Below are 19,752 nucleotides of genomic sequence, written 5' to 3' on the forward strand. Positions count from 1 at the left end.
GCAATTGCTGTTAAGCTTACCGCCGGAACATCCGAAGCGCAAGAAACTGTCGTATCTAATGATCCCGCTACTGTACTGATTGATGGCGCAGTAGTGTCTTGTATAGTGATTACCTGAGTGAAAGTAGCACTCGTATTCAAACATACATCTTTGGCAACCCAAGTGTTGGTGTACGTTCCTGTATTGGCACAACTGCCCGCAACAAAAGAACCTGATGTTTTAGTATAGGTAACAGCACTGCAATTATCGGTAGCCACCGGAGCCAAAGCCTGTGCAGCGGTGATAGCCGCAGCATTGCTGCACTGTATCGTGGAATTTAATGCCGTAGCGGCGGTAGTCCATGTTGGAGCCGTAGTGTCTTCGATGGTGATTACCTGAGTGAAAGTAGCACTCGTATTCAAACATACATCTTTGGCAACCCAGGTGTTGGTGTACGTTCCTGTATTAGCACAACTGCCCGCAACAAAAGAACCTGATGTTTTAGTGTAGGTAACCGCACTACAATTGTCGGTAGCCACTGGAGCCAAAGCCTGTGCGGCGGTGATAGCCGCAGCATTGCTGCATTGTATCGTGGAATTTAATGCCGTAGCGGCGGTAGTCCATGTTGGTACGGTAGTGTCAGAAACCGTAATGGTTTGCTCTTGGTCAGTAGCAGCGTTTCCGCTACCATCAACGAGCGACCATGTACGTCTAATTATTTTAGATCCTTGACAAGATCCATTCGCAACAGCGTCTACAAAAGTCGCCTGCAATCCTGTTGAACAATTATCCGCTTCATTGGTTACGTCTCCCGTTACCGTTACCGATGCGTCATAAGTACAGCTTGCATTTGTGTAGATTGTCGTATTGGCCGGTGCCGTGAATGTAGGCTTGATGTTGTCATCGGTGGCCATTATCGTAATAGAGTAAGAATTGACACATAAATAGTCATTCCATGCGTTATCACCCGCTGTTAAACTCCATGAACCTACGGGAGATTGATTAATATAAGAAGCAAAACTTCCTCCATTGGGCTGAAAAGTTCCAGAAACAGGAGTTCCCGATGGGGGAGTTGCTGAAACATTATTAAATACAGTAGTTACATAATCTATATCTGCACTCCCTGACCAAGTTCCCGCACTAGCCAAAGTCATACCTCCAAGAGGAGAATTTAGACTAAAACTAGTTTCATTATGATATGCATTACCAGTTTTTGGTTTAGCACAAGTACCATCCGTTTTTGTCCAATTTATTGAAACGGATATACTACTAATTTTGGCACATCCACTAGGAAAATCTGACGCAGAAAAAGTTACTGGAGAAAGAGTAATACTAGTGTTATCAACAGAAACCGCTGAACCCGTATATGTTTTGGTAATAGTCGTCTGGGCAAACCCTACATAATGTATAAGTGCAAACAGTATTAAAAAGTATTTATTTTTCATACTATCGTGGAATTGTTTTGAATATATGATTATCCATATAATTAGCATTCTGACCAATTGTAGTAAAGCTGACCATGATTAAAATAAGAAACAACAACAATTTAAAATCCATTTTTAATGGGCTAAAATTATTCCTGCTGTTGATCTGATTATAATTATATGATTTCATATTATGTTATATAGTATTTATTCCATTTTAAAATTTGAACACACTGCTCCACTACAAGGAATAGTCTGTAGTATCAAATTCAAAACAAGCAATATAATTGTGAGTAAAAAAATTTGCCAAACTTATTGATTTATTACCCTCTATTTTACACGATAAAACATTCGTGCCGAAATAATTGAAAGCAACCGGGGAGGTTACATCTAATAAAACAACAACAGAAAACAGCTTAAAAAAATTATGCCTTTTTAAAGTAAAGTTTCTCATAAAATAATTTGCATTAAGATTCGGTAGTTTGGGATCTGCAAAACTAATAATTTATTAACCACTTGTTAACAAATCCCGATTAAATGCATTTATCATCGTCGAAATGCGTTTTTATCAAAAAAAAGAGAAGAAACTCCACAAGAAACACCTTCTAACTCATTAAATATCAACTATTAACCATCTTAAAACCACTATCCCCTTTATTTTTACTTTGTAGTCAAATAACTATAAATCACGAAGTGTTTATAGAATCCAAGGGGAAATATTCTAAAAACATCATTTTAAACCATTTCTGATCTCTAAAAAAAGACACGCATTTCATAAATTTTTCAAACAAAAAACCACATTATCTCTCAAAAGACAATGCGGTTTTTACTGGCAGAGAGCAGGGCAAACGCATGAGTTTTAAAAACAAAAAAAGGGCTTGGTTACTCACCATGAAATAAAGTATGGCATCTTGCCTCTAACAGCATTTTGTATTTTTCTTTGAATTCATCCGATAGAAATGAAGTATCAATCCACTGGATGGCGATGGGTTTGTTTTTTAGATACCGTTTTGCGATGCCTTTAATTTGTTTTTGATTTAGACCTAGGTTTATACCTAGTCTTTCGAAATGTTCCCATTTCAATTTTTTCTTTTTCCCTTCTAAAGTTAGGGCCAATTCTTCGGTGTCATCCGGATTTACGATGGCTACGTTTAATAAATCGTAGGCAGGAGCCAATGTCCAAGTTTCACCGGAATAGATCATGGAGAAGTTTTTCAGGTGCATATCATTATTGCCTGTGAGGAAACTGAAAATGCCCAGTTCCAGAAAGTACAATTTGTCGAGTAGGGTGTTGTCAGAAAACTCATCCAGGGCTTTACTTATTTTCTCCATGGAGCTTTTGTATTTATCAAAAGCTTCTGTGATTTGGAACATATCGAGCATGTGAATCTTTTCCCCTGTTTCTGTTCTGTCGATGCGTTTGGTGATGTAGGATAGCTCACCGGACTCCAGGCGTATCAAACTTGACTTTACGGTATTGATGCCGAAAGCTTCCGCTATGCGCATGGTTAGGTGTTCATTTTCGGGCATTTCAGGGAATTGAACGGAGGGCGGTTTGAAAATATAATTACCGTCCAAAGCACCAACTACCGTTATATGCTTTTGCATTGATTTTAAACAAATACACCAAATTATATGTAAAAGCATATAATTTATTTAAAAAAAACTTAACTTATATGTAAAAGCATATAGCTTACTTACTAGTCTATTCTGGATATTCAGCGGCATTTATGGTTGTTTCTGAACAAAAAAAAAAAAACGCAACTACCTATTTAAAAGTAAATTACGGTTTTTCTCAGCAAAGAGGAAGGGATTGCCTTCGTTGATCTCTATAGAAAGCGTCTCACAAAGAAATTAATGCTTGGCATTTCATACCTAATCCTTTTTTATTTGCCATACTTAGACAAACAAAAAAGTTTGTCACGCTATAAAACAAAAAATGCTCCCCTTTCAGGAAGCATTAATTTTTTTGCAGAGAGGATGGGATTCGAACCCACGATATAGTTACCCATATACTAGCTTTCCAGGCTAGCTCCTTCAACCACTCGGACACCTCTCTTTTTATTTTGGTTTGCAAAGAACACTAAAAAAAATGAGTTTCGAAAGTAAAAAATTAATATTATTGCATTTCTCCACGCAAAGAAGTCTCAAAAATGGTCTTGAAGTCTTTTTGAGCGATATCTTGCCCTAATAAATACATTAGTTTGGTAATTGCAGCCTCAGTTGTAATGTCTTTTCCTGAGATAATACCGAGTTTTTTCATAGAAGTACTCGTCTCATAATGCCCCATACTCACACTTCCTATTGAACATTGGGTTACATTTACAACATACACTCCCTTAGTAATTGCTTTTTGCAAAAAATTCAAAAACCACTCTTCGGTAGGAGCGTTCCCTGCGCCGTAGGTTTCGAGTACAATCCCTTTTAGATTTTCGATGTTCAAAATTGCAGCAAGTACCGCTTCACTTATTCCAGGGAACATTTTTATAATAGCCACATTATTGTCTAAGTGGGTATGAACCTTCAATTGCGATTCCTTTTGCGTAGGCAAAAACAACTCTGAATTTATTTTTAAATGCACTCCTGACTCCACCAAAAAAGGATAATTCGGAGAAATAAAAGCCCTGAAATGTTCTGCGTTTATCTTGGTGGTTCTATTCCCGCGGTATAATTTGTATTCAAAATAAAGACAAACTTCTTTAATCAACGGTTTCCCATTTTCTTGCAAAGAAGCTATTTGAATCGCCGTAATTAAATTTTCTTTGGCATCTGTTCTCAAATCCCCTATTGGCAATTGGGAACCCGTAAATATTACGGGTTTCGAAAGATTTTCGAGCATAAAACTCAATGCCGAAGCAGAGTACGACATGGTATCTGAACCGTGAAGTACCACAAAACCATCAAATTTAAGGTAATTATTCTCAATGGTTCGGGCAATTTCGGCCCAATTTTCGGGGTTCATATTCGAAGAGTCAATAGGTGTTTCGAAAGAAAAAGTTTCTATCTCACAATCCAGCAACTTTAATTCGGGAATATTATGAAGTAGTTTACTGAAATTAAACGCCTTGAGTGCGCCTGTTTCAAAATCCTTTCTCATACCAATGGTTCCACCAGTATAAATCAAAAGAATTTTAGGCTTAGAGTTCATCAACATATTTTAATTTATTGACTACTGGATTAGCGTACATATCCAAAAAGCCTTGTTTGGCAACCGGATGTTCATGATCAATTCTCAGCTCTAATCGTCGCTCAAAAAGCAGCTTTTCATTTTCGGTATACAAATGAGAAAAACGGGTAGAGTTATTCAAAATATCGTAAGCGATAAAATTGGTTGTCCATAATTTGTAATTACTCAAAATGGAGTCATCGATTACTTGCGCCAAAGCTTGCACTTGCTTGTTTGTAGTATCTACACTTTTTTTAATCCCGTCGATTTCAGTATTGAGCACGTCTCCTATATGAATGTGTATTCTTTTCTTTTGTCCAATGATACCACTCAACAAAGTCTTGAAATCTTCATTTTTTTCTTTAATGTAAATTTCATTATTTGCTTCGGCCAATAATTGCGGCATTTTTAAAGCATCAGTAGGATCATATTCATAAGAAATGGAAACAGGCACAATTTTAATTTTCTTAAAATAGTCCATTACATTAGGTTCATCAGACCCCATGGCAATCATTTTCAAAACCCCAGGATTGGTTTCATCATTTCCGTCTTTGGTCCTTCCTTCGCGTTGTGCAATCCAAACCGATCCATTTTCATGCAACAACAGCTGAGCCATATATTCAGACAGCAATTTAGAACTCATCAACAATTCCCTCGGTGTCAAGCCACGTTGAACCAAAAAATTTCTATTGAGTTTCGCTAAAATTTTTAAAAATGACTTTTTTACTAAATTATCACCAATGGCTGATGAAGTCATATCCAAACCATGTTCGAACAAAGAAGAGTTCAGTAATGTAGTATCTAAAACGATGTCACGATGATTGGAGATAAAAAGATACGAAGTGTTTTTCTCTAGCTTTTCAAAACCAGAAGTAGTTAAACCCTCCGAACTTTTTTCTAACACTTGCTGCACTCCATAATAAATAAAGTTGCATTGAAAATCACGAATAGAATGGGTTTTGCGAAGCTGATCTTTCCAAATTTCATCATCTACTCCAGGAAAACAAAAGTTCATTAAAGCTTTCATCATCGGATGATCAATAACTTTCATTATTCCTTCGTTTATTTCGGAATCATAAAATGGCCGAATCGCATCAAATTTATTCATTTTGGTTTTCAATTTAGTTGGACAAAAGAACAAAAAAAATATTAAAGTTACAGAAAATCGGTATTAAATCCCGAATATTTTTGCAGAATTATCGGTTGTTACAGCCGCTATCTCATTTGCCGAAAGGCCATAAATTTGCGCCAATTTATCGACAACATTTATTAAATAGCTGCTTTCGTTGCGTTTGCCACGATAAGGAATCGGAGCCAAATAAGGAGAATCGGTTTCTAACACAATATGTTTCAAATCAATTTTATTTAGAAACTGATCTATTTTTCCGTTTTTAAAAGTAACCACTCCGCCTATTCCTAATTTCATATTATAGGAAATAGCCCTCAAAGCCTGTTCGTACGTTCCCGAAAAACAATGAAAGATTCCAAACAGTTCGGGAGATTTCTCTTCTTCCAGAATTTCAAATATTTCATCAAACGCCTCCCGACAATGAATTACAATAGGAAGTTTATATTTTTTGGCCCATTGAATTTGTGTTCTAAAAGCAATTTGCTGCTGCCGCAAATGCATTTTATCCCAATACAAATCAATGCCTATTTCGCCAATAGCGTAGAATTTTCTTTTGGCCAATTCGTTTTCAACATGCTGCAACTCCTCCAGATAATTATCTTTTACATAAGTGGGATGCAAACCCATCATTAGAAATACATTGTCTGGATAGTTTTTTTCTAAATCATACATGCTTTGCGTACAGGTAGAATCTATTGCCGGTACAAAAAATCGGGTCACACCATTATCAATGGCACGTTGCATCATTTCATTTCGATCTTGATCAAATTCCTCTGAATATAAATGGGTATGGGTATCGGTAAGTATTGTTTTTGCTTCCAAGTGTAAAATTTAATGCTACAAAATTACTCGAAAAAGTGGGCTTTACCAAAAAAGGAATTGCATAAACAAGAAAACCGCTTTTAAAGCTAGTCCTCAAAGATTCACAAAGAAAAGCGCAGTGAGACACTCAAAAAAAACAGGCATCAATTATTTTTTAAAACCGTTTTATTATATCTGCAAAAATCTGCCGAATCTGCTTGAAAAATTAGGCACGCAGATTCGGCAGATTTTCATTGTTTTTAAAGACTGTAAATACTTTAGAGCATCATTAACAAAATGAAATATTTGCATATTTAAAGAAAAACACACCCCTATCCCCTCTCAAGAGGGGAATTCGCCTCTGCTAACATTTAATCTTTAGTTGTTTATTAAGTAAATAGGTCGAAATAAAACTAATCTAACTCTTCCAACAAATCGTCCACCTGATCATTACCTTCATAATCTTCAGGGATCGTCAACAAGAGTTCCTTACAAGTCTTATAGTCTTTTTGTTTTAATTTACTCAAAGCCAAACTCCATATCGCTTTGTTTTTATAAATAGAATTACCCATTTTCAAAGTTGTAAAAACCGATTCGGCTTCTGGTAATCTATTTTCCTCCAGCAGCGCCACTCCGTAAAAATACTGAATCTCGGCACTTTGATCCGTTTTCAAGATAGTTTCAAAAAGCGGAATCGCCTCTTTATATTTCTTTCCGTTAAAGGCATCCTGAGCCAATTTTAAATTATCATTTGCCTCCCCTCGCTCCGTAAAAAAAGCAGTTTCGGGCTGATTGTAATCCTCAAACGTAGGATCCGAATTCTGATTCAAAAAGAACAATCCAAACAAAACCGCCACCGAAGCAGCAGCCACATAATACCAAGGTTTGAAAGTAACTACTTTGGTTTTACTCTTTTTAAAATGCTTCTTAGAAATCCCTTTCAAATTCTGTTTGAAAGCTTTTAATTCATCGGCTTGTCCAAATTTATTTTCCAAATGCAGCTGCAATTCTTTATACGTTTCAAAGGCCATAGCCAAATCAGGCTGATCCCTTAATTGTTGCTCAAAAACCAATTTGTCGGCAGCAGACATTTCGCCTTGAAGATATTCATCAAATTCCAAAAAGTGTTCTTCGTTCATGGCTAGCTATTTTTTATAGATTTAAAGCGATTGGTTTCTTGAATCCACTGCGTCAATTGACCAATGCAAAGCGATTTTTTCTTGCGAACATAACCATAGGTTACCGACAGTTTTTCGGCCACCTCCTCCATCGATGGGAGCGTAAAGCTCAATTTCAGTACCTCTTGGCACTTCTCCCCTAGTTTTTGAAACATCACATCATACAATTGTTGCTTCTCGTCAAAATGCTCGGTTTGCAAAACCATCTCATCAGCAGATTCATGTATAGATGTCAACTCTTCCTTAATTGTTACCCCTTTATTCGAATGTTTTTTCAATTCGTTGAGCCATTTTCGTTTACACAACAAAAAAAAGTACGCATCAAAGGGACACGTCAGTCGCAACTGCTGCGCTTTGGCCTGATTAAAAAGCAAAATCATCACTTCCTGAATCACATCCTGCGCCTTGTCTTCATCGCCCGAATTGTTCTTTATATAATAGACCACCTTCGGCACAAACTTTTTATAAATAGCCTGAATGATCGCCGAATCATTATTCGCCAATCCTTCAATATACATTTGGTCAGGGTGATTCGTTGCTAGAGCCATAAAAAAACTTTTTGTCGAAAATACTAAAAAAAGAGAGATAACCACTTTATATCGCCTTTTATGAACTGCAACTATCTTTTGGGCGTAACCCCATTATAAAAAGGGGCCAACTTTACATTGCGCGTATTCGGCCTCTTCTCATAATGCGGTCGGGCTTCCCGATAATTATCGGGATGGGCTACTTCGGTAGCTTCCGTCTATCCCTTACGCAGACCCGTAAAACCAGATATTTAGAACTAAAATCAAAACCAGGGGTAACAATTATAAGAGCAAGTTGATATAACGGTATAAATCAATAATTGGAAATTTAAAAACTTTTAGATTATGGAAAATTTAAAAAAAATAGGGATCACTTTCATCAATAAACTTTGGACATTAATTACTCGATGAAAAAAAAATAAATACAAGGGTAACAAATCAAAATCAAAGTTGATATAAGAATGAAGTTTAAAAAAATCTAATTCTAGCTCCCTCTCCTTTGGAAGAGTCCCGATAATTATCGGGAGGGGTGAGGGAAAAGATTTTTCAAAAACAAGGGTAACAATATCAAACCTTAATTGATATAGACAAAAAGAAACTATAATTAACAACCCGAATCTGAAACAACCTCTTGGACATTTCCAAGACAGATTTAAAAAACTTAGAAATCATGAACAGAAATTTAAAATCAATCGCTTTTTTGTTTTTAGGAACAATCGCAATGGTAAGCTGTACAAACGACAACATTACCGATGACAATGAAATTCCAAATATTCCAGCAACAGCTACTGAATTAAAAGAAGTCAGAACCGAAGCACTAACCAAACTAAAACAAACATTCACTATCACCGAAGCCTCTGGATCAGTAACACTAACTTCGGAAAAAGGGGTGAAATTAATGATCAACAGAGATTACCTTCGCAAAAACGGTATTGCAGTAACAGGCCCAATCAACATCGAATACGTAGAATTATTTGACAAAGGACACATGCTAGTAGCCAACAAACCAACGATGGGACTGACTACAGACGGAAAGAAAAATTTATTAATCTCAGGCGGAGAATTCTACATCAAAGCTACTCAAGACGGAGTAGCACTTGAATCAGTAGCCACAATGACCCTTCTTGTCCCAGCAAGCTTAACCGATGGAATAAAAACAGGAATGACACTTTGGTTAGGTAATTTAGAAGACCCCGAAAACTTAGTTTGGAAAAATATAGCCGATGCTGCAGGTACCAATGGAGGAAAAGGCGGAGTACAAGGAGAAGGAAACAACTACTACGTTTCTTTTGGAACCTTTGGATGGACTAACGTAGATAAATTCTATAGTGACCCTAGACCCAAAACAACCATTCTTGTTGATGCGCCCGAAGGATATGACAATAAAAACAGCGCCATTTATTTATCTTACGACGGAGAGGGCAAAAACGCTCTTGCCAAACTGGACACTTACACTACAGCCGGATTATTCAGCGAACATTATGGTCAAATTCCAATTGGGTTAGCTTGTCACATAATTTTTGCCACCGAAGACAATGGACAATGGAGATGGGCTATCAAAGCGGTAACAGTGGCCGCAAATGATGTCTATACTTTTACATTAGCCGAAACAACCGTAGGCACCGAAGCTCAATTAATAGCTGCAATCAATGCTATTCAATAAGTTCAGAATTCAAATAACGAAAAAAAGTGGTGATTTGCTCACCACTTTTTTTTACATTTAAAAATAATTTAAAACACGTTGGGTGTAATTCAGTTTAATTAAAAAATGAACCACATAGACACATAGATTTATAACTAATGATTAAAGAATGAATAGGGAATAGTACTATTTTTCACATAGATTGACTATGTGAAAAGTGAAACATCTATCAAATTCTTTTTAAACAATATAAATTCTATGTTTCTATGTGGTAAAAAAATAATTACACCCAACGGGTTTGAATAGTAATTTAGTTTTCGAATGCTCCCAAAACTAGTATGACCGACCAAAATAACCAAATATGAACAAATCGCTAGTAGTCTTTTTTCTCATTATTACATTTCCTTTTTACGCCCAAGTCAAAGTAAAAGACACCATTACCCGAAGAGCCAATATTGGATACGACCAAAAAGGAAACTTGGTTACTTTTAGACCCAAAACACCTCCTTTGATTCCTATTGCCGGAGCACCAAAACCAAGTTATTCCTATTTATGGGAATTGGGCGATGGCCATTACAGCAAAGAGGCCGAACCCAAACATGTCTATAAAAACAAAGGAACCTATACGGCGCGACTGACCGTAACGAACAATTATGACAATGGAAAACCTCCGGCTACCCGTCCCAAAAAAGTAGTCGTTAACGACATTGAAAATACCAATTACAAAGACATTGCTTCTATTGTTGATCAAAATGGATTGTCTATTTTTAAAAATTGCGACCCAATTCCGGAACAGGAAATGCAAGTGGTTGTGAGCTATGAAAACCTAGAAAACTATGTGTCCAATGGGAAACTCTATCTTTTTTACAATGAAAAACAATTCAAAAACAATAATTTCGATTTACAGGAAGTAAGACCCTATGCAGGAGAGAGAACCGTAAAAGAAAACAACATCGTTTCAACCGATGATATTGATAATTCGAATCGTTATTTAGCATCTATTGAAACTTTGGCTTTCGCCAAAAAACATATCGAAACCACTAATGAAACCGACTTGGATTCCACTTTATTAGCCGCCAAAAACAGCTATGCAGCTGTGTCCATTTTAGAAATCGACGATCACAACCCAGGAGAAACCCGAAATGTGTTTTACACGTTCAAAACCACTCCCGAAATGATCAAAGACACCAGTGCCACCATAACGATGCGTAGCATCTACGTTCCCAACCGAAGTTTTAAAAACCATAAAATAAAAAATCTGGAAATGGAAATCGTCACTTCCCACGATCCCAACAAAATGGGCTCTAACGGAAGCTTTATGAATTACAGATTCGTACGCTACAAAAGAGTCAAATTCAAAACCAGCTTTCAAAACAATGGCGAAGGACCTGCCAGAAAAATACAGCTCGAAACCGACATTCCTGATATGTTCGATAAAAGTACCTTGGAAATTGAAGGCATGTATCCCGAATGTCCCATTTGTCCCAAAGGCGAAGTGGCCACTACCAGTTGTTTGGATGTTATCGAAAGAAATACCCAAATATTTTTTGTCTTTAGAAACATCTATTTACCGGGAAGCAACCAGAAAAACGTAAAGGAAATTGACAGCACCAAAGGATTTGTAAAATACTCCATGAAATTCAATGAAGACTTTCACAAGATAAAAACCAAAAGCAGAACCGCCATTATTTTTGACAAAAACGAACCAATTATTACCAATTATGCCACTACCCGATTTATACCGGGCATCTCCATTGGAGCAAAAGCAGGTTATAACTTCTATAGCAATTTAGACAATTCCAAAAGTTATTTTGTCGGAGCCACCATTTCCCCTTTTAAATCCTACCGTTATTATGGACAAGCCGAATTTTTAAATAGCGTCACTTCCTATGACGGAGCCACCACCAAAACTCAAAAAATTGATCAGAGTACAGGTACCGTGAATTTAAAACGCATTACCACGTCCATTGAAAACAAAAATATCAATTGGGAAATTCCGGTATTGTTCCGATACAATATTTCCACTTATTTTGGAGTGGGAGCTGGATTTCAAGTCAATATGAATGTATCCGAAGAGCAGACACAAAACATCAAAACCGATGTGTACGAAGGAACCTCGGATAAATTTTTAATACGAACAGAATACTCAACCGTTACAACAAAAAATGCATCAACCGAATTGAAGTCCGGTTTGTTACTCGATTTCACAGCCGGTTTTGCCCGAATAGGCCCTAGCTTAGGAGCGCGTTATGTACTCAACTTTGACAATGATTTTAATTATTTTCAGTTGTATGGTATCTGGAAATTTTAGAGTTTTACATACAAAAAAAATAGTAAAATCGAAGTTATGCTAAAAAACATTGTTCTCTTGTACCTGTTTACTTCTCTGACACTATTCGGACAAAAAAAACATACCCAAGAAGACATCACTTATGAGGCAATTGACTTATTCGTAGCCAATCCAACCTTGGAAGGCATTCAACACCTTAATACTGTTGAAGCTGATTTTTGGAAAAATCAAAATCAAAAATCAAAAAATGCATTACTTTCCATCGTTGTCTTAAACTGCAACAAAGCCTATTTCGAAAATAAATTTGGCAAAACAAACCAAGCCATTGCCAGTTATGAAAAAGCCTGGAAACTATACCAAACCTACCAACTCACCGATTATGACATTGTTGAATTTTGCCTCAAACCACTCGGCAATCTCTACACCATCATTGGGGATTATGACAATGCCGAAAACACTATCAAGCACTATTATTTTATTGCCAATCAGGAAAAAAACGAAAACAATACAATAGCAGCAATTCTCAATTTATCCAATGTCTATCAAAGTTCGGGCAAGAACACCCTGGCTATCGATTTATTGGAAAACACCTTAAAAACCGCAAAACTTTCGCCCGTTCAAAAAGGAAGTTTATTGAATAATCTGGGCAATACTTATTTGCTTAGCGCCAAAGAATTAAGCATTGACCCAAAAACGTATTTCAAAGCCGAGAACAGCTACGAAGCGGCTATTCAACTTTTGAAAAACAAACAAAATCAATCCGAGGCTTTGTCCAATTGCTATCGAAACCTAGCTTCTCTAAATAGTCAAAAAAGCGATTTTAAAAAAGCAAACACCTATTTCGAAAAGGCAAAAAAACTATTTTTACTTTCCAAAAACCAAGAGGTTCGAGCCATTGCAAAATTGTATTACGAAGAAGCGTTGTTGCTTTTCAAACAAAGTAAAACGCCCCAAGCGTTGCAATCCATCCAGCATATTTATCAAACCTTAATTCCGTTATACAGCAGTCAAAAAAGAAATGTCCCTTTACAAAGTTCCTTGTATGCCGAAACGGTTTTACTCGACGCATTAGATCTGCAAGCCGACATTTACAACCTTCAAAATCAACCCAAAAAAGCACTACAAGTTTATTCGCTTTGCTTTCCCATAGAGGAATTAATGAGTAGTTTGTTGCTCTATGAAAATTCTAAAATTATAAATCAAGTCAGAATGAGCAATCGAACCGAAAAATGCATTGCCATCTACAATAAATTATACCTAAAAGAGAACAAAATCAGTTATATCGAACAAGCTTTTCAACTCGCTGAAAAAACAAAATCAGGGGTTTTAAAAAGTGAACTTTCCAGAAACAGAAGGGCTTCAAAAAAAGAAAAACAAAAGATTCACGAATTACAGTTTTGGAACAATGAAATCCTGAAAGAACAACAAAAAGGGGAATTAGCCAACATTTACAAAATCAACAAGGCCATCAAAAAGCAAAACGAAACCATGCTTTTGCTAAAAGAACTACAAACTAAAAATACCGATCTTGACATAAAACCCATCGATTTAAATGGCTTGTATTCCAAACTGGAGTCAGATGATGCGCTCATGGTTTACTATTTTTCAGGTTATGAGAACATGTATTGTTTTGCTTTGGGTGGCACACAAAAAGAAAAAATAGCCTTGAATTCTTTCAGCAATGATGCTCATTACTCCGTTTATTTTTGGCAATTCATCGCCTATTTCAATGATGCCAATGCCATTACCAACGACATAAAAGGATACAATCATTTTGGAAAAATAGCCTATGACAGATTACAATTACCTCAAAATGTGAATAATAAAAACCTAGTAATCATTCCAGATGGGCTGCTTGACTTCCTGCCATTTGAAGCCTTGATTACCAAAGAATCCAACACTACCAATTTTGAAAAAATGCATTATTTACTACATGATTTCAACATTGCCTATAACAATTCGGCTCGTTTTTATTTGAATACCAAGTCCTTTTCCCCTAAAGAAAAAACGGTTTTGGGTATTTTTCCCGTTTTCGAAAAAACCAATTACGCCTTGACCCATTCCAAAACCGAATTACAATCCATCAAAAATAGTTTCAAGGGGCGTTTTTTTGAAAATGACTCGGCCTCTTTTGAAAATTTCAAAAACGACGCTTCCGCTTATTCCATACTGCATTTATCGACCCATGCCACTGCCGGCAATATTGAAACACCAGCCAGTATCAAATTTTACGATCGCGAAGTGCTTTACTCAGAGCTCTACCATCTTAACATCAATCCAAATTTGGTTGTTCTAAGCGCCTGCGAAACAGGAATTGGCAAACTCTACAAATCCGAAGGCGCGATGAGTGTCGCCAGAGGTTTTCAGTTTGCGGGAGCTCAAAATCTATTGTTTTCTTTATGGAAAGTCAATGATTACACGACAGCTGTATTTATGGGGGATTTCTACAAATACATCAATAAAAACGACTCCTATTTTGAAGCCAATGCAAAAGCCAAACTTAATTTTTTAAAAAACAAAAAAATCTCAAACGCTAAAAAGTCGCCTTATTATTGGGCTGCTTTTGTGTATTACGGCAGTCTCGAAAACAAAGAAAAAGACAACTATTGGTTAGCATTCTTTGTGATTTCTTGCATCCTATTGCAATGTTTTGTTTTGTACAGGCTCTTTTTAAGGAAAATAAAAAACAAAAATTTTAAGACGAAAAAACTTTTAAAACCAATACTAACACTATTTTTACATTATAGGAAACACTACAATAGTTAATGCATGAAAAACCTACATGAAATCCTTAAAAAAGAAGATTATAAAAAAGTGTCTTTTAAAATCACCAAAACGCAACACCTTTTGATCAAAGCAAAAATCAATGGTGTTAAAGGGAATTTTATTCTAGACACAGGCGCTTCAAACAGTTGCGTAGGATTTGAAAGTATTGAGTATTTTATTTTGGAAGCCCAAAAGTCTAAAACCAAAGCTTCGGGAGCTGGAGCCACAGGAATCTTGACTGAAACTGCCACAAATAACAGTCTGCAACTCGGCAGATGGAAAGACTTGGATTTCGACCTCGTCATTTTTGATTTATCCCATGTCAATGAAGCCTTAGATCATCATAAAGTAAAACCTGTACACGGCATTATTGGCGCCGATATTTTAATGAAAGGCAAAGGAATAATAGACTATCACAATCATTGTTTATATTTAAGATAAATTCTTGCAAAAAAATAATATATTTGCCCAAAGCGCTGACTTTAACAAATATATCCTTATGAAGAAGATTTTACTTTGCTTGTTTCTTTTAACGTCTATTAGTTTTTATTCGCAAGTTGCCAATATGACTCACTGTGCCGGAGACACAACTTTTAACTTACCTTACCACAACTCTTTATTAATTGGTAATCTAAACCCAGCCGAAACTACAGTAAGTTATCATTTAACAGCTACGGATGCATCTAATGGTGCAAATGTTATTTCTAATCCAACGAATTTTATTGTTCCACAAAGTCAAAGAAACCTCTTAGCTTCTCAAACCATTTATGCAAGAATTAACCATCTGGGAAACATTACTACTAATTATTTTAGTTTGATTGTGAATGCTGATTTTTTCAGTGTTGCCATCATAGACCCTATAAATTGCTATAACAATGCCATTATTAACCTTGACATAATTGGCGGGGCGGTTCCTTTTGTTTGTTTAATAAATGGCACTCCTAATACTGATCCCATTTTTTACGGCAACAACTTTAATCCCACAAGGCTTCACATTCGAAATTTAGTTGCGGGAACATACAACATTGAAATAATAGACGCAATTGGGTGTTTAACTCGTGGCTCCTGGACTATAGAGCCCTCATCAATAATACCTCTAGACACTCCCACAGTAGCAGTTATAAACGCAACTTGCAAAGGCAGTAACAATGGTGCAATAAACATTAACACTAGTGGAGGAAAATCACCTTTTAGCTATTCCATCAACGATGGAGTTACCTATGTTCCTAATAATACATTTACAAATTTAGCAGCAGGAAACTATACTGTTTATGTTAAAGATACCAGTGATTGCATACAAACAACAAACACTTCAGTAACTGAGCCTAATTTGCTGCAAACGTCGGCAGCCTTAACAAAACCTATAGATTGTGTAAGCAATGCTACAGTAACAGTTACTGCAACAGGAGGCACTGCTCCATATACCTATTCAAAAGACGGAATTACTTTTGTACAAAGTAACGTTTTTGATAATTTAGTTGCAGGAACCTATACCTCTTATGTAAAAGATGCAAATGGTTGCATCAATCAAAATTCCGTAGTTATCTCTCCACTTATATCTCTAAGTGCAACTATTACAAAAACTGATGTACTTTGTAATGGAAATAACGATGGGTCAATAACTGTTAATGCAATAGGAGGACAAACTCCTTATCAATATTCTATAAACAATGGGACTTATACAACCGGCAATAGTTACACTACTAAAGCTGGAACGTATACTATTAAGGTAAAAGACGCTAATGGCTGTATAGCACAACTTGGATATGTGATAACAGAGCCAGCGGCTTTAAACACAACAGCAATGATTGTTGAGCAAACGGCGGCTATTACGGCAACTGGAGGAACTTTACCTTATCAATACTCATTGGATGGAGTTAATTATCAAGCTAGTAATGTTTTTCCAAATTTAGCACCCGGAAACTACATTTTTAGAGCAAGAGATTCTCAAGGTTGTGGAGCAACGATCCCGGCAACTATCTTACCAGTTTTAACTTCTACGGCAATTATTACAAAACAACTAGATTGTAACAGCAATGCTGAAATTGCAATTACCGCATCTGGCGGACAAGCTCCTTATCAATATTCAATAGACGGAGGAATGACGTTCCAAACGAGCAATGTTTTTAACAATCTAACTACTGGAACATATACTGCAGCTGTAAAAGATACCCTTAATACTGTAAATTATGCAAATACAATTATAATCGCGCCTCCAATGCCTGTAACTGCAACTTTAGTGATTGCTCAAGCAGCCAATTGTGGAGAAAGTGCCACCGTGACTATTACTGCAACTGCTGGAAAAGCACCTTACCTCTATTCTTTTGATGGATCTAACACTTTTACATCTGTAAATACTGCTACTGGCTTAACTGCAGGAACTCATTCTTTATTTGTTAAAGACGCTAACGGTTGTTTAGCTGCTTTATCTGTAGTTATTGCGCCTTCATCTTCTTTGTCTGCAACTTTTACGACCACGAACCCATACTGCTCTCAAAGCAAAGATGGAAAAATAACTTTAACAGCAACTGGAGGAACTACACCTTACACCTATTCAATAGGTAATGGTTATGTCGCAAGTAATATTTTCAATAATTTATCTGCCGGGTATTATACTGTAAACGTAAAAGATGCTCTTGGATGTCTATATACTATGGTTGCAACCATTGTAGAGCCTACTATTTTATCAATGACAGCAAGCACTACAAACTCAACAACAAGTGCTGATAATGATGGAACTATAACCCTTAATGCTACGGGAGGGGTTGCTCCTTATACTTATGCAATAACAGATAGCGGATTTCCAATTAATTCTTTTCAAACTTCTAATATTTTTACTGGCCTAAAAGCTGGATCATATGATGTTGAAGTGAGAGATGCAGTAGGATGTATCTACTTACAAACAAATATTACTATAGTTAATAAATCTAATTCACTTGTAGCAACAACTGCTGTAACGCCTACAACATGTCTTAATCCTACTGGAACAATAACCGTTAGTGTATCTGGAGGTGTAGTACCTTATCAATATTCAGTTGATAATGGAATAAATTTTGTTCCTTCAAATGTATTTAGTGGTTTGACACCCGGAACTTATAGCATAAAAGTTCGAGACGCAGAAAACAACATAACTTCAATTTTTGCAGTAATAACTCCTATAAACGCTCCGTCCGTTTCAGCAACAGTTAATTCAAATGTACTTTGCAAAGGAGATCATACGGGTTCAATAACAGCTGCAGCAACAGGAGGACAAGCGCCATATACTTATTCATTAAATGGAGGTGCTTTTAACGTCACTAATACTTTTACTAATCTTTATGTCGGTAGTTCTAACATTACAGTAAAAGACACCAATGGCTGTATTGCAACAACAACTCTTGCTTTATCAGAACCTGCTACAAGCTTATCTGCAACTGCTATAGCTATTAATGATCAAGGTATAATTGTTAATGCAGAGGGAGGAACTTCACCATATCTATATTATTTACAAAACAATAACGGAATCGTAGTTGCCGGCCCACAAACAGATGGTATTTTTACCAGACTAACAATTGGAAGTTACTCTGCACAAGTTACAGATGCGAACGGATGTGGATATATACACTGGAGTGTTAATGTTGTACCAGCACCAGCACTTTCGGCCACTGCTGATGTTCGTTCTATAAATTGCATTGATGCCGGAACCATAACCGTTAATGCCACGGGAGGATTTCAACCCTACTACTATTCATTTGACAACGGTGCAACTTATACGAATTCAAATGTATACTCAAGTTTCACACCGGGAAATTACGCTATAAAAGTTCGTGATTATCAAAATACGACATTTTCTATTGTAGCAATGATTACCCAAGGAAGTGTTCCTGTAATTAATGTAACTACTACTAATATAAACTGCAAAGGTGAGGCCAATGGCTCCATAACAGCTAATGTAACTGGTGGACTTGCTCCATATACTTATTCTCTAGACAACAGTTCTTATATAAATGGCAACAACAGTATGATTTTTACTAATTTGTACGCTGGTACACATCATATCACTGTGAAGGACACCAATGGGTGCCTCACAACGACTCAAGTTGTTATTTCAGAACCAGTTTCTGCATTAATGACTGTGACGACGGTAAAAAATCAAACTATTACGATCAATGCCTCGGGCGGAGCAGGTAATTACAAATATTCAATATCTCCTAATTTAGATAAATTTTCAACGAACAATATTTTTTCAGGATTAACTCCGGGATCTTACATCGTTAATACTTCAGATGTGAACGGATGTTACATCACGATGAATGCCGTAGTTGATCCACCAGCTCCTTTAATAAATGGACAAATCAAACTGACTTTGGAATTTAAGCCCGGACAAACTTTAGCAGATCTTATCATTAATGGTCAAAATATTAAATGGTACATCAATCAAAACCCTTTGGCTGGAAAAACGAGTAAAACAAGCGAAATTCCTTTGCCTTTAACAACAGTTATTGAGGAAGGAACTACTTATTATGCCTCACAAACCATCAACGGAATTGAAAGTACCGAAAGACTGGCTGTAACTGTAAAATCAGGCACTTTAGGAACGGATGATTTGATTATCAAAAATTTTACATACTATCCAAATCCTGTAAGAAACGTCCTTTCGATTTCGAATGATTCCGTTATTGATGAGGTTACCTTTATCTCCATCAAAGGAGAAACACTTCTGACCCAGAAAATAAACAGTCTGCGTTCCGAAATAGATTTATCTAATTTCTCCAAAGGGGTTTATTTTCTAAAAGTAAAATCAGGAGGAGCAGAAAAAACAGTGAAGATTATAAAAGAGTAACCCAATATACTCCAACAAAAAACCCGAC

At 36.4% G+C, this 19,752-nt stretch carries 11 protein-coding genes, 1 tRNA gene and 1 pseudogene; 5 read left to right on the forward strand and 8 right to left on the reverse strand.

The genetic code is table 11. The annotated features are described in order from the left end of the window. From DB891_RS12710 to DB891_RS12745, 8 genes and pseudogenes are all read right to left on the reverse strand, one after another. Positions 1 to 1,424 (reverse strand): annotated as a pseudogene (locus tag DB891_RS12710) (hypothetical protein); the annotation flags it as partial. Positions 1,425 to 2,285: 861 nt separating this feature from the next. Continuing rightward, positions 2,286 to 3,011: a HipA domain-containing protein gene (locus DB891_RS12715; protein WP_116763958.1), complete on the reverse strand. Its 726-nt coding sequence runs from the start codon at positions 3,009 to 3,011 to the stop codon at positions 2,286 to 2,288. A gap of 364 nt (positions 3,012 to 3,375) precedes the next feature. Next, a tRNA-Ser gene (locus DB891_RS12720) sits at positions 3,376 to 3,462 on the reverse strand. A 60-nt stretch (positions 3,463 to 3,522) separates the two neighbouring features. After that, positions 3,523 to 4,551 carry an asparaginase gene (locus DB891_RS12725; RefSeq protein ID WP_116764014.1) on the reverse strand — a complete coding sequence of 343 codons (1,029 nt, stop codon included), beginning with the start codon at positions 4,549 to 4,551 and terminating at the stop codon, positions 3,523 to 3,525. Then, the gene (locus tag DB891_RS12730; RefSeq protein ID WP_116763959.1) at positions 4,541 to 5,677 is read right to left on the reverse strand and encodes a 1-acyl-sn-glycerol-3-phosphate acyltransferase; all 1,137 of its coding nucleotides are present in this window, start codon (positions 5,675 to 5,677) and stop codon (positions 4,541 to 4,543) included. Before DB891_RS12730 ends, DB891_RS12725 begins: the two co-directional genes overlap by 11 nt. Before the next feature lie 63 nt (positions 5,678 to 5,740). Then, entirely contained in the window at positions 5,741 to 6,520 is a 780-nt protein-coding gene (locus tag DB891_RS12735) for a TatD family hydrolase (protein ID WP_116763960.1), read from the reverse strand. Between the two features lie 392 nt (positions 6,521 to 6,912). Beyond that, on the reverse strand, positions 6,913 to 7,638 hold the full coding sequence (locus DB891_RS12740; RefSeq protein ID WP_116763961.1) for a tetratricopeptide repeat protein: 726 nt from the start codon (positions 7,636 to 7,638) through the stop codon (positions 6,913 to 6,915). A gap of 2 nt (positions 7,639 to 7,640) precedes the next feature. After that, positions 7,641 to 8,225, reverse strand: a complete 585-nt coding sequence (locus tag DB891_RS12745; RefSeq protein ID WP_116763962.1) for an RNA polymerase sigma factor — start codon at positions 8,223 to 8,225, stop codon at positions 7,641 to 7,643. A 649-nt stretch (positions 8,226 to 8,874) separates the two neighbouring features. On the opposite strand from DB891_RS12745, the gene DB891_RS12750 reads away from it, so the two are divergent. The 5 genes from DB891_RS12750 (at position 8,875) to DB891_RS12770 (ending at position 19,724) form a co-directional block, all read left to right on the forward strand. Next, entirely contained in the window at positions 8,875 to 9,867 is a 993-nt protein-coding gene (locus tag DB891_RS12750; RefSeq protein WP_116763963.1) for a hypothetical protein, read from the forward strand. Between the two features lie 340 nt (positions 9,868 to 10,207). Continuing rightward, a complete protein-coding gene (locus tag DB891_RS17925; RefSeq protein WP_116763964.1) occupies positions 10,208 to 12,157 on the forward strand; it encodes a DUF7849 domain-containing protein in 1,950 nt (649 codons plus the stop codon). A 36-nt stretch (positions 12,158 to 12,193) separates the two neighbouring features. Next, positions 12,194 to 14,902, forward strand: a complete 2,709-nt coding sequence (locus tag DB891_RS12760; RefSeq protein WP_116763965.1) for a CHAT domain-containing protein — start codon at positions 12,194 to 12,196, stop codon at positions 14,900 to 14,902. Between the two features lie 3 nt (positions 14,903 to 14,905). Then, positions 14,906 to 15,343, forward strand: coding sequence for a retropepsin-like aspartic protease (locus DB891_RS12765; protein ID WP_116763966.1), 438 nt, complete (start codon positions 14,906 to 14,908; stop codon positions 15,341 to 15,343). A 58-nt stretch (positions 15,344 to 15,401) separates the two neighbouring features. After that, positions 15,402 to 19,724, forward strand: a complete 4,323-nt coding sequence (locus DB891_RS12770) for a T9SS type A sorting domain-containing protein (RefSeq protein WP_116763967.1) — start codon at positions 15,402 to 15,404, stop codon at positions 19,722 to 19,724. The last annotated feature ends 28 nt before the right edge of the window (positions 19,725 to 19,752 follow it).

It is taken from the genome of Flavobacterium laiguense (genome assembly GCF_003097655.1).
Lineage (GTDB): Bacteria > Bacteroidota > Bacteroidia > Flavobacteriales > Flavobacteriaceae > Flavobacterium > Flavobacterium laiguense.